General features: G+C 62.2%; 16 protein-coding genes and 1 pseudogene. 4 read left to right on the forward strand and 13 right to left on the reverse strand.

From position 1 onward, the window contains the following. Positions 1-28: 28 nt before the first annotated feature. From ABOA88_RS00765 to ABOA88_RS00800, 8 genes are all read right to left on the reverse strand, one after another. Positions 29-775, reverse strand: a complete 747-nt coding sequence (locus ABOA88_RS00765; protein ID WP_367850757.1) for a hypothetical protein — start codon at positions 773-775, stop codon at positions 29-31. A 33-nt stretch (positions 776-808) separates the two neighbouring features. Further along, complete coding sequence (locus tag ABOA88_RS00770) at positions 809-1,489, reverse strand: C39 family peptidase (protein WP_196168266.1); 681 nt, start codon at positions 1,487-1,489, stop codon at positions 809-811. A 65-nt stretch (positions 1,490-1,554) separates the two neighbouring features. After that, the gene (locus ABOA88_RS00775; protein WP_196168267.1) at positions 1,555-3,042 is read right to left on the reverse strand and encodes a heme utilization protein; all 1,488 of its coding nucleotides are present in this window, start codon (positions 3,040-3,042) and stop codon (positions 1,555-1,557) included. Between the two features lie 48 nt (positions 3,043-3,090). Continuing rightward, positions 3,091-3,663: an adhesin gene (locus ABOA88_RS00780; protein ID WP_367850758.1), complete on the reverse strand. Its 573-nt coding sequence runs from the start codon at positions 3,661-3,663 to the stop codon at positions 3,091-3,093. 1 nt (position 3,664) lies between these two features. Then, positions 3,665-4,102 (reverse strand): hypothetical protein, encoded by a 438-nt coding sequence (locus ABOA88_RS00785; RefSeq protein WP_196168269.1) that lies wholly within the window; start codon positions 4,100-4,102, stop codon positions 3,665-3,667. A gap of 298 nt (positions 4,103-4,400) precedes the next feature. After that, positions 4,401-4,952: an AAA family ATPase gene (locus ABOA88_RS00790; protein WP_196168270.1), complete on the reverse strand. Its 552-nt coding sequence runs from the start codon at positions 4,950-4,952 to the stop codon at positions 4,401-4,403. Further along, complete coding sequence (gene pnuC / locus ABOA88_RS00795; protein WP_196168271.1) at positions 4,949-5,515, reverse strand: nicotinamide riboside transporter PnuC; 567 nt, start codon at positions 5,513-5,515, stop codon at positions 4,949-4,951. Before pnuC ends, ABOA88_RS00790 begins: the two co-directional genes overlap by 4 nt. 159 nt (positions 5,516-5,674) lie before the next feature. Then, on the reverse strand, positions 5,675-7,309 hold the full coding sequence (locus ABOA88_RS00800; protein ID WP_367850759.1) for a methyl-accepting chemotaxis protein: 1,635 nt from the start codon (positions 7,307-7,309) through the stop codon (positions 5,675-5,677). A gap of 299 nt (positions 7,310-7,608) precedes the next feature. Here ABOA88_RS00800 and ABOA88_RS00805 point away from each other — a divergent pair, with 299 nt between their 5' ends. Both ABOA88_RS00805 and ABOA88_RS00810 read left to right on the forward strand, forming a co-directional pair. Next, positions 7,609-8,439, forward strand: a complete 831-nt coding sequence (locus tag ABOA88_RS00805) for an undecaprenyl-diphosphate phosphatase (RefSeq protein ID WP_367850760.1) — start codon at positions 7,609-7,611, stop codon at positions 8,437-8,439. Position 8,440: 1 nt separating this feature from the next. Then, positions 8,441-8,893, forward strand: a complete 453-nt coding sequence (locus tag ABOA88_RS00810) for a DUF1294 domain-containing protein (protein WP_367850761.1) — start codon at positions 8,441-8,443, stop codon at positions 8,891-8,893. A 34-nt stretch (positions 8,894-8,927) separates the two neighbouring features. Here ABOA88_RS00810 and ABOA88_RS00815 read toward each other — a convergent pair whose 3' ends face one another. After that, complete coding sequence (locus tag ABOA88_RS00815) at positions 8,928-9,290, reverse strand: MmcQ/YjbR family DNA-binding protein (RefSeq protein ID WP_196168275.1); 363 nt, start codon at positions 9,288-9,290, stop codon at positions 8,928-8,930. Beyond that, on the reverse strand, positions 9,283-10,185 hold the full coding sequence (locus ABOA88_RS00820) for a LysR substrate-binding domain-containing protein (protein WP_196168276.1): 903 nt from the start codon (positions 10,183-10,185) through the stop codon (positions 9,283-9,285). The genes ABOA88_RS00815 and ABOA88_RS00820 overlap by 8 nt, the downstream gene beginning before the upstream one ends. A gap of 134 nt (positions 10,186-10,319) precedes the next feature. Between ABOA88_RS00820 and ABOA88_RS00825 the strand changes: the two genes are divergently transcribed. Both ABOA88_RS00825 and ABOA88_RS00830 read left to right on the forward strand, forming a co-directional pair. Beyond that, complete coding sequence (locus ABOA88_RS00825) at positions 10,320-10,931, forward strand: FMN-dependent NADH-azoreductase (RefSeq protein WP_367850762.1); 612 nt, start codon at positions 10,320-10,322, stop codon at positions 10,929-10,931. A gap of 128 nt (positions 10,932-11,059) precedes the next feature. Beyond that, positions 11,060-12,118, forward strand: a complete 1,059-nt coding sequence (locus ABOA88_RS00830) for an alpha/beta hydrolase family protein (protein WP_196168278.1) — start codon at positions 11,060-11,062, stop codon at positions 12,116-12,118. Here ABOA88_RS00830 and ABOA88_RS00835 read toward each other — a convergent pair. The 3 genes and pseudogenes from ABOA88_RS00835 to ABOA88_RS00845 all read right to left on the reverse strand — a co-directional run. After that, complete coding sequence (locus tag ABOA88_RS00835; protein ID WP_367850763.1) at positions 12,068-13,246, reverse strand: MFS transporter; 1,179 nt, start codon at positions 13,244-13,246, stop codon at positions 12,068-12,070. The genes ABOA88_RS00830 and ABOA88_RS00835 overlap by 51 nt on opposite strands. A gap of 179 nt (positions 13,247-13,425) precedes the next feature. Next, positions 13,426-15,012: an ABC-F family ATPase gene (locus ABOA88_RS00840; protein WP_196168280.1), complete on the reverse strand. Its 1,587-nt coding sequence runs from the start codon at positions 15,010-15,012 to the stop codon at positions 13,426-13,428. A 20-nt stretch (positions 15,013-15,032) separates the two neighbouring features. Next, positions 15,033-15,246, reverse strand: a pseudogene (locus ABOA88_RS00845) (site-specific integrase); the annotation flags it as partial. Positions 15,247-15,367 lie beyond the last annotated feature (121 nt).

Genomic DNA, 15,367 nt, shown 5'->3' on the forward strand with positions numbered 1-15,367 from the left:
GACTGCTTTCGATGAGACTGAGCGTAGATCAGTATCCAAGACCACGGAGGCCTTTAAGCTGGTCCAGATTGGCATTCATCGAACCGGCCGCCGGTACGCTGTCACGCAGTACGACGTTGAACGAAGTCAGGTTGCTGACTCGGTTGCTGGAACCGAGCAAGGTGGTGTTCTGCATCAGGCCGCCTTGGCCAATACGTTGGAACGTGTCGCCTTGGTTATTGTTGGCGATGATGTTCATTTGCAGGCCGGTGCCGGAGGAGGACACCTTCAGCGACCCCGCGTCATTGCTGCCGACCAACGTGGCGCCGTTGGCCAAGGCTTGTCCTAGGGGGGTGCCGGTCGGGGCTTTGTCACCCTTGGTCACGTTGATGGCGACATTGTTGTAGGCGGTGTTGAAGTCACCGGCGGCCCGCACCACCTGGGTCACGCCTTGGGTGGTGTTAAGGCCGCTGCCGCCTGTGACTGTGCCGGTGCCATTGCTCTTGGGCTGGGAGGTGCCGGTTCCTTTTTCATTGATCAGCGAGACGTAGAACTGCGGCTTGATGGTCGATTGCTGGATCTGCATCGTGGAGGTCGCACCAATCACTTCACCATTGGCGTTCTGCCAGGTGCTGGTCATGACGATGCCGAAACTGACGATTCGACCTGGCATCACGTAGCGGCCGCGCAGGTTGGCCAGCTCTTGGTCTTTCAGCTCGATAGGTTTGAACGTCTCTGCCTGGCTCGGCAGGGTGGCGGCCAGGCATAGGGTGGCCAGCCAGATTGAAGTCTTCATGGGGGACTCCCGGAGCGTCATGCCCACTCTTATTTAGAAGAAGTCGCTTTGGATGAAACCAAAGTCCATCAACTCGGCGTCCTGCACGGGGGTGAAGTTGCTGATGCGGTTCTTGGCGCTTAGCGGTAAAGGTGGGTCGAGCAGTATGTTGTTCTTGTCGTACCCTTGGCCGATGACAGCGAAGATGATGCCGTTCCAGCCTTTGAGGAAATCTTCGACCTTGAAGCGTTTGTGGCCCAGCACCGGGTCGCCGATGTAGACCCAGCCTCTGTCGACCTTCTGCATGACCACGAAGTGTTTGTAGCCCCGGATGTCCATCAGCACGACCACGGGAATGCGGATGCTGTGCAGGGTATCGGGGGCCACTCGGTAGCCGCGGGCGCGCATGCCGAGACTTTCCACGTAGCGTTTCATGTCGAGCATCGAGAAGCCCTGCACCCGGACCAGATCCGGGTCGGAGTGGGCGAGCATGCCTTCGATGATCTGTTGTTCATCGACGTCCAGCCAGTAGGCCTGACGCAGGATGGTCGCCAGCGCCGCGGCGCCGCAACTGAAGTCGGTTTTCTGCTGGACCAGGTCGGCGAACTTGCGTTCGCGAATGCTCTGGATGGGTTTGTAGATCACCGCGCCGCCTGGCAGGACCGACAGCGGCATCTGGGCAGCTTCACCCACGCTGGTCACGCACAGCAACAATGCCAAGGCGAAAATACGCATGTCCCACGCCCCCTTTGCATTTCTGGTTAGGAAGAGGCCCCCCGCAGGGGGCCTCCAGGCTGCAGTTACATCGAGGTGTTGGAGATGGCCAGCGAGTTGCTTTGCTGGTTGCCCACACCGGCTGCCACGTTGACGCCCAGGTTGCCGCTGCCACCATTGACCGAACCACTGAGGGTTGCGGTGTTGGTCACAGGGTTGGCCCAGCCGGTCGGGGTCAGCACTTGGAACGACACGGTGTTGCTCAGCGCGTACTCGCTAGACTCGCTGTAGCTCTTCGAGATGGTGTCCGAAGATTGCGAGGCTTTCTCGCCGGCTTTTTCGTAGGCCGAAGCACTTGCTTTTTCCCATGCCGATTCGCGCGACTTGTCATACGAAGAGTCGCGAGACTTGTCGTACGAAGAGTCATGGGCGCGGTCATACGAGGAGCTGAACGACTTGTCGAACGACGAATCGAAGGACTTGTCGAACGACGACTCATGCGACCGGTCGTGCGAGGTGTCGACGTTCACGTCGAGGTTGGCGTTGAGCGAACCGTCGAAGCTTTCGCTGCGAGTCCGTACGAACGGACCGAACGTGCTGGTGCTGGTGGCGTCGGCACTGGCCGAAGCATCCAGCGAGGCGTTCAGCGAAGCACTCGACGAGGAGCTGGAGCTCGAGTTGTGCGATCCACTGGCATTCCAGCTGTTCGAGCCGTTGGCAGCCATGTTGTTCGAACCGCTGGCGCTGCTGCTGTTCGAACCACTGGCGCTCATGCTGCTTGAGCCGCTGGCGCTGCTGCTGTGGGAGCCGCTCGCACTGCTGCTGTTGGATCCAGATTCGCTGAAGCTTGAGCTGGAGCTCTTGTCGATGGAGGAGTCGAACGTGCCGCTACTGGAGGATGAACCGCTCTTGGAGGTGGTGTAGGTCAGCGTATCCACCCGATAAGTACGGTCTGCCTGGTTGATGACGGTCAGGCCTGGGCCAGATTGCTTGGCAGTGGCGGTGGCAACGGAGTTACCCATCGGCGCTCTGTTGTTGGCAATGGCCATGGTGTTTTTCTGCTGGTTCAGGTCGCCACCAGCGACGTTGATCCCCACGTTGCCGCTGGTGGTTTCACCCGAGCCGCTCATGACAGCAGAGTTTTGGGTCGACCAGTTCTTGACCGTGTTGTGGTTGCTGTACTGGTCGACGCTTGCGGTTGCCTTGGATTCGCCAAAGACGAAAGTGTTGTCGAGGGCAGAATTGTCGGACGCGGTGTTGGCAATGGCCGCTGCGTTGTCTTGTTGGTTGCCGTTACCGGCCGCCACGTTGATCCCGACGTTGCCGCTCGCGCCGCCACCGGAGTTGCTCATTTCGGCGTCGTTGATGGTGCCTTCATTGAGGATGAAGTTGTCGGTACTTCGTTGAGTATCGTCAGCTTTGGCAGTGGCGCTGGTGTAGACAGGTTTTGGTGGAGGATTGTGGTGGCCATTGTGGCCATGTCCACGCCGATCGTTCTGATCCGCTTGTGCAGCAACAGCCATGACCGCAGCAATTGCGAAAACCAGAGGCTTAAGTGCCATCGAGGGTTTCATGGTGTTTCTCCATCTTTTTTAGGTTAAGTGTTGTTCCACCTGTTTGGGTCAATTAGCGACCCGGACGCTCAGGGTGTTTGCCGTTTGGTTTCCCACCCCGGCGCTCTGATTCAACTGGATGACCCCACGACTACCGGTGAAAGCCTGGTTACCGGTGGTGACCTGGCGATAGCCGGGAGTTGCATCAGTTGGATCGGAGCTGTTGATCAACGCAACGTTCTGCTGTAGCAGGACGCTGTCGTCGATGCTTTGTGGACGCGCACTGATGCTGATGTTCAGTGCGTTAGCTTGCTGGGTGCCGGCGCCAGCGCTTTGGTTTACGCCGAGGGCGCCGCTGCCATGGCTGAAGGCGCTACCCTGGATGCTGGCGCGGGCACCCATGTTGGGATCGACCACTGTCTGCAGACGTTGGTGGATCTGCGTGTTCGCGCTGGCTTCGTGGCCATAGGCGAAAGCCCGTGCGTTGGCTTGCTGCTGCAGGTCGCCCGCCGCCTGGTTGAGGCTGAAGTTGCCCTGGTACTGCGCGCCGGAACTGTCGATGGTGGCGTCGTTGATCACAGGAGGTTGGGCCAAGGCCGATGCACTGCAAAACGCGGTAAGGATTAACAGCGTCTGCCTCATCTCATTTGCCTCCGGTCAGTGTCTGCAGCGGCGCCAGGCCGCGTTGGACGCTCGAGTTGACCATGTTGGAAATGCCGTTGCCCGAGCCTGTGCCACGGCCAGCGGCCATGTTGGGAAGTTGGTTCTGGTTGCTGATAGCACCGCCCAGGTTCGTGGTCTGCTGGCTGACCAGCGAAGAAATGCCCGTACCGCTGGTGATACTGGCGAAGTCACCATCACTGAGTTCGTTGCTCTGCCTCAGAATCTGCGCAGACGGGTTGGCATTGGCAGTGGTGGGATTAGGGTCTGGGGCGACAGGGGTACGGATGGCCATGCGGGGCTGGACATCGCGCGTGATCACAATGATGCCGTTGTCGGCCTGGGCGGGCAGGCTGAGGCATGAGCCGAGTACGCAACCGACCAGCAGGTGGTGAATCAGGCCTTTATCGAATGTCCTCACGATGGCAATTCCTTCTTTTGAGCGCTGGCCCTGGTCAGCATTGCCCTGAAGAGAGCAGAAGGTGTGCCGTTTTTTGATTTTCTCGTTAAATCAACGCGTTGGAGAATCTAGCTACGGGTGTTTGGATTTTGTTGTATCAGCCGTGAGACGGATTTTCATTAGTGCGCGGCCTGACCCTGCATCGGCGTTGCTTGAGGAGGCTTTTTTCACAAGTGTTTCATGCGCTTGACACCACCCCCAAAACTGGTGGAAAGCCCTAGAATTCGGGGACTACCGCCCCGAGGTGTGTGTCAGGTCCTTAACACTCGGTGGGGCAGTTGGGGGATTTTCCCTCCAGCAGGCGTTGCACCGCGTTCAGGGCTGCCGCGCTTCTTTGCGGCCATACTCCGCCGATGATCTGCACCGGCTGACGATGACGTTCCAGCCAGGCCAGACTGTCGTCGAAGAACCGCTGGCGGTCATTGAGATCGGGCTGGCTGCGCTGGCCATCGTCTACCCAGCCGACGCCTTGGGGACTGAGCAACAGGTGCAGGTCATAGTGACGTGCAAGCAAAGTCTGTTCCAGCCAGGGCGGGCAGTCATCGAACAGGGCATGACTCCACAGCATGTTGCTGAGCAGATGGGTGTCGAGGATCAAGAGCTCCGGCGCCAGCTGACGGGCCTGGTCTTCCCAGGCCAGTTGCCCCTGGGCGATGGTGGGGATGTCGGCGTAACAGGTGTCACGCTGCTCCTGGTCGATGAAATGGCGTACGTACTCGCTGACGACCACGCCACCGAAATGCGCCTGGATTTCCCCACTGAGCCAGCTCTTGCCGCTGGACTCCGGGCCACACAGCACCACGACCTTCATGCCGCCACCAGCGCCGGATCGCGCCGCCATTCCTGCCAGCCACGTAGGGCGATCAGGGTGAACAGCGCATAGAGTGCGGCGGTCAGGTACAGGCCTTTGTAGAGGAACAGGCCAACGAAGATCACGTCCAGCACCACCCACAATGCCCAGCATTGCAGGCGCTTTTGCGCCATCCACCACTGCGCCACCAGGCTGAAACCCGTCAGTGCGGCATCCAGCCAGGGCTGGGCGGCGTCAGTCCAGTGCGCCATCGCCGCCCCAAGACCCAGACTTGCCAGCAGGCCGATTCCAAGGTCTGTGAACATCGGCCCAGCGGCCAGGCTGGACACCTGGCGGGCGTCCTCGACGCGCTCCGGGCGCGTCCATTGCCACCAGCCGTACAACTGCAGTACGGCATAGACCAGTTGCAGGAGCATGTCGGAATACAGCTTCACCTCATAGAAGATCCAGCTGTAGAGCAGCACCATCACCAAGCCGATCGGCCAGCACCACGGGTTCTGCTTGACCGTGAGCCACACGGCGATGACGCCGAGCACGGCGGCGAAGAGTTCGAGGCCGGACATCGGCGATCCTTTGGGAGTGGGAAGGGCGCGATTGTAGCCTGTGGGATAGGGAAGCTGTAGGCCCATTCGCGGGTAAACCGCTCCACTGGCTCTGCGGTGTCCTGAATGCACCGGTTTGGCTGTGGGAGCGGGTTCCCCCGCAAACTCATGGGAGGCCTGTCAGACCTTGAACTGGCGCAACAGCTGTTCCAGGTCCTCGCTCAAGCGTGCCAGCGAGGCCCCCGCGTCGCTGGACTGACGCGCCGCCTCGGCGGTCTGCTGGGACAACCCGGCGGTATCGAGCACGTTGCGGTTGATTTCTTCGACCACGTGGGCCTGCTGCAAGGTCGCACTGGCGATCGAGGCGTTGAGCGCGGTGAGGTTGTTCAACGCCTGGCTGATCGCATCCAGGCTGGTGCCGGCCTCGCGGGCCTGCTGGACGGTCTGGCGCGAGGCCTCGCTGCTGGTGTCGATGGCCTTGACGGCTGCTTCCGACTGGCTTTGCAGGTGCTCGATCATGGTATGGATCTCGGCGGTCGACTGGGCGGTGCGCTGAGCCAGCAGTCGCACTTCGTCGGCGACCACGGCAAAACCTCGGCCCTGTTCACCCGCCCGGGCCGCCTCGATGGCGGCATTGAGGGCTAGCAGGTTGGTCTGCTCGGCGATGGAGCGGATCACTTCCAGTACGCCGCCGATCCGGGTGCTGTGCCCGGCCAGTTCGCGGATCACCTGCACCGCCTGGTCGATGGTGCTCGACAGTCGGTCGATCTGCTGCAGGCTACCGTGGATGGCCTGCTGGCCATGATCGACCTGCACTTGGGCCGCGTGCATCTCGTTGGCCGCTTGTTCGGCGGTCTTGGCGACGTCTTGGACCGCATAAGTGACTTCGTTGACGGCGGTGGCCACCTGGTCCATCTGCAACGATTGCTGGACGCTGTGCGCCTGGGCCTGGCCCGCATTGTCACCGACGTGGCTGGCGGACTGGGCCAGGGCATGGGCCGCGCCTTGCAACTGGCCGACCACACCCTGCAGCTTGCCGTTGAAGCGGTTGAAGTGTTCGCCCAGGTGCGTGAGTTCGTCTCGACCGTGGGTATCCAGGCGCCGAGTCAGGTCGCTTTCACCGCTGGCGATGTTGCCCATGGCTTGCACAGCATCCTGCAACGGACGGGCAATGCTGCGGGCGATCAACAGCACCAGCAGGGCCATCAGCATGGCGATGCCCAGGCCCAGCAGGGAGGCATCGCGTACTTGGCGGGCGAACTCGGCTTGAACGTCGTCGATATAGACACCCGAGCCGATGATCCAGCCCCAGGGTTTGAACAACTGGATGTAGGAGGTCTTGGCCACCGGTTCGCTGGCGCCGGGTTTGGGCCAGCGGTAGTTGACCGAGCCTGCGTCCTGGCTGCGGGCGAGGGCGACCATTTCGTTGAAGACGGCAAAGCCGTCGGGGTCGCGGATGGCGGAGAGGTCTTGGCCGTCGAGCTTGGGGTTGGTCGGATGCATGATCATCTTCGGCCCCAGGTCGTTGATCCAGAAGTAGTCATCCTTGTCGTAGCGCAGGCCGCGTACCACCTGTAGCGCTTGTTGTTGGGCTGCCTCACGGCTGAGCGTGCCGGCGGCTTCCAGGCCTTGGTAGTAGGCCAGCACTCCGGCCGCGGTCTGTACCACGTGCTGGGTCTTCTGGGCCTTGGCCTGATACAGGTCGCCGTGGAGCTGGCGCAGCATCAGCAGCCCCAGGATCACCAGCATGGCCACCGCTACCAGCAAGATCAGCGACAGGCGCCGGCTGATCGACATCGACCTCAAGGTCTTCATGAAAGGTACTCCCGCATTGTTCTTGTTATCAGGCGCATCCAAGCATGCTTTGCGCATCGCGACACACTCGACCAAGGGCTAAGTGCCGGAAGAGGCGTTTCGTGTCGCATGCCGCGCGAGCGATTGACAAGCGCCTCTGATAGGATTTCGGCCGCGCAAGATGAAACCTTTAGGTATCGGCGTTTTTCCACTGGCAATGCGGGCTGTAGTCGCTGTAAAACGGCCGGGCCTTTCGCGGTAATCATTAAGCAAATCAAGTACAAGGGGCCAGCCAGGAGCTGCGCTCCATCGGGGGAATGATGGATTTTTGGAGTGCCTTGCAGGCAATCATCTTAGGCGTGGTCGAAGGGTTGACGGAGTTCCTGCCGATCTCCAGCACGGGGCACCAGATCATCGTCGCCGATCTGATCGACTTCGGCGGCGAGCGCGCCATGGCGTTCAACATCATCATCCAGCTTGGCGCGATCCTGGCCGTGGTCTGGGAGTTTCGCCGCAAGATCTTCGATGTGGTCCTTGGGTTGCAGAGCCAGCCCCAGGCGCGTCGTTTTACTGCCAACCTGCTGATCGCCTTCTTCCCAGCGGTGGTGCTGGGCGTGCTGTTCGCCGACCTGATCCATGAATACCTGTTCAACCCGATCACCGTGGCAGCAGCCCTGGTGGTTGGCGGGGTGATCATGCTCTGGGCGGAGCGGCGCGACCACCGCATCGAGGTCGACCATGTCGATGACATGCGCTGGAGTCACGCCTTGAGGATCGGCCTTGTCCAGTGCCTGGCAATGATTCCTGGGACTTCGCGCTCGGGCTCGACCATCATCGGCGGCCTGTTGTTCGGCCTGTCGCGCAAAGCCGCGACCGAGTTCTCGTTCTTCCTGGCCATGCCGACCATGGTCGGGGCCGCAGTCTATTCGGGCTATAAGTACCGTGACCTGTTCCAGCCTGGCGATCTGCCGGTGTTCGCCATCGGCTTCGTGGTCTCGTTCATCTTCGCCATGATCGCCGTAAGGGGCCTGCTGAAGTTCATCGCCAACCACAGTTATGCGGCATTTGCCTGGTATCGCATTGTTTTCGGCTTGCTGATCCTGGCGACCTGGCAGTTTGGCTGGGTCAACTGGGCCACGGCGCACGGCTGAGATGGCCCGTTCGCACACTGTACCTCGGCGTGGCGGCAGCCGCGCCCAGGAGGGCGTACGCAATGTGCGCCTGAAGTTGCTGGCGCTGGCCGGGCTGTGCCTGCTGCCGGCACTGGGTGCCGCGCAGATGGCCTTCAGCGGGCAGTCCTGGGTGCCATTGGTGGTGTATCCGCTGGCGAGCCTGGTCAGCCTGTTGCTCTACTGGCAGGACAAACAGCAAGCCCGCACCCAGGCCTGGCGGACGCCCGAGAAGGTCCTGCACGCCAGCGAGCTATGCGGTGGCTGGCCCGGCGCGCTGGTGGCCCAGCAGTTGTTTCGACACAAGACCCGCAAGGTGTCCTACCAGGCGACGTTCTGGGGCATCGTGATGCTGCACCAGGCGTTCTGGGTCGACCATTTGCTGCTCGGTGGCCGCTGGCTGGGCGGCGCACTCGACTTCCTGACCGGCAATTGATGTCGAGGTGGCAATGGCCGCCCCGACGTATCTGTCACCCTTGCAACAGCCCAACCTGCAGCCGCTTGGGCAACCGCTTTACCACCAATTGGTGTGAGCGCTGCAGCAGGTCGCACAACTCCTCGCGCCCCATAGGATAGGGTGGGACCATGCTGATCCAGCGCGCCCGTGCAAGATAAGGCGCCGGACGGATGCCGGGGCGGTCGCAATAGCCCAGGAACAGCTCATCGGCCACCTTGAACGACAACCCCGCGCCTGCGAGGTCTAGCACCGCGAACATCTTGTTGTCCGCGACCGAGAACACCCGTACGCCGCCCCATTTGTAGTCCTCCCGGGCACCGGGCAAGCTCAGGCAGAACGCTGCCACCTGCTCCGGTGTCATCCGCCGCTCAGACATACCGCTCTCCACAGGCTTCGAACGAAGCCGCCAGATGATCGATCCACACCCGCACCGCCGGCAGCAGACCCCGGCGATGAGGGTAGACCGCCTGCAGCCAGCCGCCAGGCAGCGACCAATCCGGCAACAGCCGCACCAGTTCGCCGCGTTCGAGTTCCTCTTCACAGAACATGCTCGGCAGGGCCGTGAACCCCAGGCCTGCCCGGACGGCTGCCTTGCGCACCAAGAAATCGTCCACCGCCAGGCGCGGTTCCAGGGCGAGCTCCTGTTGTTTTCCGCCCGGGCCGATTAGGCGCAGGTGCACCAACCGATCCGCTTCCGCCGCACCCAGCACCGGCAAACCGGCCAGTTCCGACGGCTCGCGCAAGTGGTCGGCAAAGCCCGGCGCTGCCACCAGGTGAGTTTGCGCCGGGCGCAGGCGGCGAGTGACGAGCGCCGGGTCCTCGTCACCCAAGTCACGCACGCGCAGGGCCACATCAACCCCTTCGGAAATCAGATCGACCCGCCGATTGAGCAGGACCAGGTCCAATTGCACCAACGGATACTGCTCAAGAAACCGGCTGACTACATCCGGCAGGAACGCATGGGCCAGAGCCACCGGGCACGACACCCGCAAACGCCCACGGGGTTCGCTGCTCATGCTCGCCACCGCTTCGTCCGCGGCCTCGGCCTCCAGCAGCATGGCCTGGCAATGCTGCAGGTAGCGCTCGCCCACGGCGGTGAGCTTCAGTTGTCGGGTGGTGCGCTGCAGAAGACGTGTGCCCAGGCGTTCTTCCAGCTCGGCAATGCGCCGTGACAGGCGCGACTTGGGGATGCCCAATTGGCGACCCGCGGCAGCGAAACCGCCGGCTTCGACGACGCGGGCGAAATAGAAGAGGTCATTGAGGTCTTGCATGGGTAACGTCTCATTGTTCCATCTGTGGGACAAACTAACGCATTTTCACACGCTTATCAGCCATTCGATGGTTCTATAGGATTCTCTCCATCGCGATCGCCCCTTGATGCGGTCTTCACTCACAGGAGAGTCCCATGAAACTGTTGCATATCGATTCGAGCATCCTGGGCGACAATTCCGCCTCCCGCCAACTGAGCCGCGAAGTCGTCGAAGCCTGGAGAGCGGCAGATCCAAGCATCGAGGTGGTGTACCGCGACCTGGCCGCCGATGCGATCAGTCACTTCTCCGCCGCGACCCTGGTTGCCGCCGGCACCCCGGATGAAATGCGCGACGCCGCCCAGGCCCACGAAGCCAAGCTCAGCGCCGAGACCCTGGAAGAGTTCCTGGCTGCCGATGCAGTGGTGATCGGTGCGCCGATGTACAACTTCACCGTGCCGACCCAGCTCAAGGCCTGGATCGATCGCGTCGCCGTCGCCGGCAAGACTTTCCGCTACACCGAAGCCGGCCCTGAAGGCCTGTGCGGTGACAAGAAAGTGATTCTGGTGTCCACCGCCGGTGGTCTGCACCACGGCCAGCCGACCGGCGTCGGCCATGAGGACTTCCTCAAGGTGTTCCTGGGCTTCATCGGGATCACCGACCTTGAGATCGTCCGCGCCCACGGCCTGGCCTACGGCCCGGAACACCGCAGCAAGGCTATCGACGCTGCTCAGGCCCAGATCGCCAACGAGCTATTCGCTGCCGCCTGATCGGTGCCAAAAAAACCGGCTGACGCCCTAAGCGCCAGCCGGTTTTTTTCATTCAGGTTTCATCTGCCGGCCGTTTGGCTGGCTTTATGCTGGCACTGTCCTTCGGCCTTGCGCGGAGCTACCCGCCCATGAAGCGAACCTGTGCACTGTTGGCCTTGGTGTTGCTAGGCGGCTTGATCGCCCGCGCCGAGGCAGCGCCTTGGGTCAGTGGCCTGCACCGGATGCAACTGGCCGATCCGCTGGATGCCCGGCCCATGCAGGCGCTGGCGTTCTACCCGGCCAATGGCCCGACGCACTCCTTGCGTCTGGAGGGCTATCCACTGACCGTGGCAGAGGAGGCGCCGGTCGCCATGGGGCAGTTCCCCTTGCTGGTGTTGTCCCACGGCAATACCGGCAGCCCACTGGCACTACACGACCTGGCCACCGCTTTGGCGCGCCGCGGCTTCATCGTCGTGGCCGTGATCCATCCTGGCGACAACAACCGTGACCACAGCCGACTGGGCACCCTGAGCAACCTCTACGGGCGGCCGTTGCAAGTGAGCGCGGCGATCAGCGCAGCCCGTGACGACAGCCTGCTTGGCCCTTACCTGAACGAGGGCAAGGTTGGGGTGATCGGGTACTCGGCGGGTGGTGAGACTGCGTTGATCCTCTCCGGTGCGCAACCGGACCTGGACCGCTTGCACCGGTATTGTCTGGAGCGTCCTGGCGACGCGGATGCCTGCAAGACCCATGGGGTGCTGATCGCCGACCGCGCCGAACTCACGCCTCAGGCCGACACCCGTGTGGGTGCGGTGATGTTGATGGCGCCCCTGAGCCTGATGTTCGGCCGTCATGCCTTGGCCGGGGTGAGTGTCCCCGCATTGATCTACAGCGGCGACCGCGACCAGTTGCTGGCCGTGGACCGCAACGCCGAAGCCTTGGCGCGTAAGCTGCCGGTAACGCCTGACTATCGGCTACTGGCCGGTGCCGGCCATTTCGTGTTCATGGCGCCCTGCGACGATGAGCAACATGCCCGTATGCCTGCGCTGTGCAAGGACGCTGACGGCGTCGACCGTCGCCATATTCACCATTCGTTGCAGCGCGAGGCCGCGCTGTTTTTCAGCCAAGCCCTAGGGGCGCCGCAGCCGGCCGAGCGCTCAGCCGCGATGGGCGCGGCGGGCGAGCAGCAGCACAAGGCCCACCCCTGAGAGTGCCAGCAAGGCGGCCACGCAGAAGATCGACGCATAGCCCTGGTGCGCAGCCACCGTACCCATCACAGGCCCAGCGATGGCCAAGGCCAAGTCGAAGAACACCGCATAGGCACCCAGGCCCGCGCCACGACTGCTGCTCGGTACCTGCTGGATCGCCTCCACCCCAAGCGCCGGATACACCAGAGACAATCCGAACCCCGTCAGGCCCGCGCCGACCAAGGCCCAGGCAGGCGAGGGCGCTAGCCAGAGCAGGGTCAGCCCCAGCACCTCGGTGGCCATGCATGCGATCGCCACGTTGTAGCCGCCAAAGCGGTTGACCGCATTGACGAACAGCAGCCGGGACACGATGAAGCACAGGCCGAAGGCGCTCAGGCACCAGGCCGCACCGATCCAGCCGCGCTCCAGGTAATAGAGGGTGATGAAGGTGGTGAGGGTGCCGTAGCCGATCGAAGCCAGGGTCAGTCCCAGGCCAAACGGCGCCACCCGCCCGAAGGCGGACCAGAATGGCAGGCGTTCACCTCGCACCACCACGGCATCCGGGCGTGTGCGCAATGCCATCAGGGCTAGCAGCGCCAGCACCAGCAAGGCTGGGCCGAGCACGCTGAAATCGATCCCGTCCACCAGCAGTACGCCGGCCGGCGCGCCAATGGCGATGGCGCCATAGGAGGCGATGCCGTTCCAGGAAATCACCTTTGCGGTGTGCTCGCTGCCGACTTGACCGATACCCCAGCTCAAGGTGGCGACCCCGATCAACCCTTGGGCGATGCCCAGCAGCACCCGGCCTGCGAGTAGCAGGAGCAGGCTCAGCCAAGGTAGGGCGAGGGTCCAGGCCGAAAACAAGGTCAGCACGCCGCAGCCGGCGATGCCGTAAAGCCCATAGCGAATCGCTCGCTTGCCACCCAGGCCATCGGCCACCCGTCCGGCAAACGGCCGGCTGAGGAGCGTGGACAGGTACTGAAGGCCAATGGTCAGGCCAGCGATCACCGCGCCAAAGCCAAGCTGGTCATGGACATAGCTGGGCAGTACCGCGATCGGCAGACCGATGCACAGAAAGGCGATGAAGGTATAGAAAACGATCGAGAGGATCTGCAGGGTGACGCTGGAGGCGGGTTGTTGCGCGGTCATGGGCACGTTCGCGGGCAGGCGGTGGGGCGTCGCCCATCATGGCGTCTGCGCGGGATAAAAGAAAGCAGGCTAACGAGTTGTTCGTTAGGTGCAGATACCGCGCCGTCCTTTAGAACGGCGCAGTACCTGTAGGAGCGGCGTTACCCGCGAATCAGACCAAGCGCTCGAGGCGGGGGCTGTCAGACCACCACACCCTGGCTGCGCAGGTAGTCGTCGTAGGTGCCGCTGAAGTCCACCACGCCTTCCGGCGTCAGTTCGATGATGCGCGTTGCCAGCGACGACACGAACTCGCGGTCATGGCTGACGAACACCAGCGTTCCCGGGTAGTTCTCCAGCGCCAGGTTCAGCGCCTCGATCGACTCCATGTCCAGGTGGTTGGTCGGTTCATCCATCACCAGTACGTTGGGCTTTTGCAGGATCAGCTTGCCGAACAGCATGCGACCTTGCTCACCACCGGAGATCACCTTCACCGACTTGAGGATCTCGTCGTTGGAGAACAGCATGCGGCCCAGGGTACCGCGGATCAGTTGTTCGCCTTGAGTCCACTGGCCCATCCAGTCGAACAGGCTCAGGTCGTCTTCGAAGTCGTGGGCGTGGTCCTGGGCGTAATAGCCCACCTCGGCGCTGTCGGTCCATTTCACGGAACCGGCATCCGGCGCCATCTCGCCGACCAGGGTACGCAGCAGGGTGGTCTTGCCGATACCGTTGGGGCCGATGATCGCTACGCGCTCGCCAGCCTCGACCACGAAGCTGAAGTCCTTGAACAGGGTCTTGCCCTCGAAGCCCTTGGAGACCTTTTCCACGGTCACCGCCTGGCGGTGCAGCTTCTTGGTCTGCTCGAAACGAATGAACGGGCTGACCCGGCTCGACGGCTTGACCTCGGCCAGCTGGATCTTGTCGATCTGCTTGGCACGGGAGGTCGCTTGCTTGGCCTTGGAGGCGTTGGCCGAGAAGCGGCTGACGAAGGTCTGCAGTTCGGCGATCTGCGCTTTCTTCTTGGCGTTGTCGGCCAGCAACTGCTCGCGCGCCTGGGTGGCGGCGGTCATGTACTCGTCGTAGTTGCCTGGGAACAGGCGCAGCTCACCGTAGTCCAGGTCAGCCATGTGGGTGCAGACGCTGTTGAGGAAGTGGCGGTCGTGGGAAATGATGACCATGGTGCTGTTACGCGCGGTCAGAATGTTTTCCAGCCAGCGGATGGTGTTGATGTCCAGGTGGTTGGTCGGTTCGTCCAGCAACAGCACGTCCGGATCCGAGAACAGCGCCTGGGCCAGCAGCACACGCAGCTTCCAGCCTGGTGCCACTTCGCTCATCGGTCCGAAGTGCTGCTCCAGCGGAATGCCCAGGCCCAGCAGCAGTTCGCCGGCGCGCGACTCAGCGGTATAGCCGTCCATCTCGGCGAATTCGGTTTCCAGTTCAGCGACGGCCATGCCGTCTTCTTCGGTCATTTCCGGCAGGGAATAGATGCGGTCACGCTCGGCCTTGACCTTCCACAGCTGCTCGTGGCCCATGATCACGGTGTCGATCACGCTGAAGGCCTCGTAGGCGAACTGGTCCTGGCGCAGTTTACCCAGGCGGGTGTTCTGCTCGAGCATCACCTGGCCAGCGGACGGCTCCAGGTCACCGCCGAGGATTTTCATGAAGGTCGACTTGCCGCAGCCGTTGGCGCCAATCAGGCCGTAGCGGTTGCCGTTGTTGAATTTGACCGAGACGTTTTCGAAGAGCGGCTTGGCGCCGAATTGCATGGTGATATTAGCGGTGGAGATCAAGGAGCTTACCTATCAATAACTTACGTGGCTTCGTCGCAGCTACGGACCAATTTCGGATCAATCTGGAGCTTTTCGAGCCCCTGCCAGGCGTTGGCCGAATTAATCCAGCGTGCATGTCGATGAGAGCATCTGCACACGATGCCCGAGCTGTTGGGCGATGAATGCGGGGTTGAGACCAGACATTGCGCCTATTGTCGCATAGGTGTGACAGCAGTTATACGGGGCCGTCCCCCTTTACCGTGTCTGAACGACAGCCTGCCAACGAAGACAACCGCCTGGTGGTGGTGCTCGCCGCCGCTGCTCTGGCCAGTCAAGGTGCACAGACCATCTGCCACCCTGTGCGGCGCTAACCGGC

The organism is Pseudomonas sp. PKS (genome assembly GCF_051913525.1).
GTDB classification, from domain to species: domain Bacteria; phylum Pseudomonadota; class Gammaproteobacteria; order Pseudomonadales; family Pseudomonadaceae; genus Aquipseudomonas; species Aquipseudomonas guariconensis_D.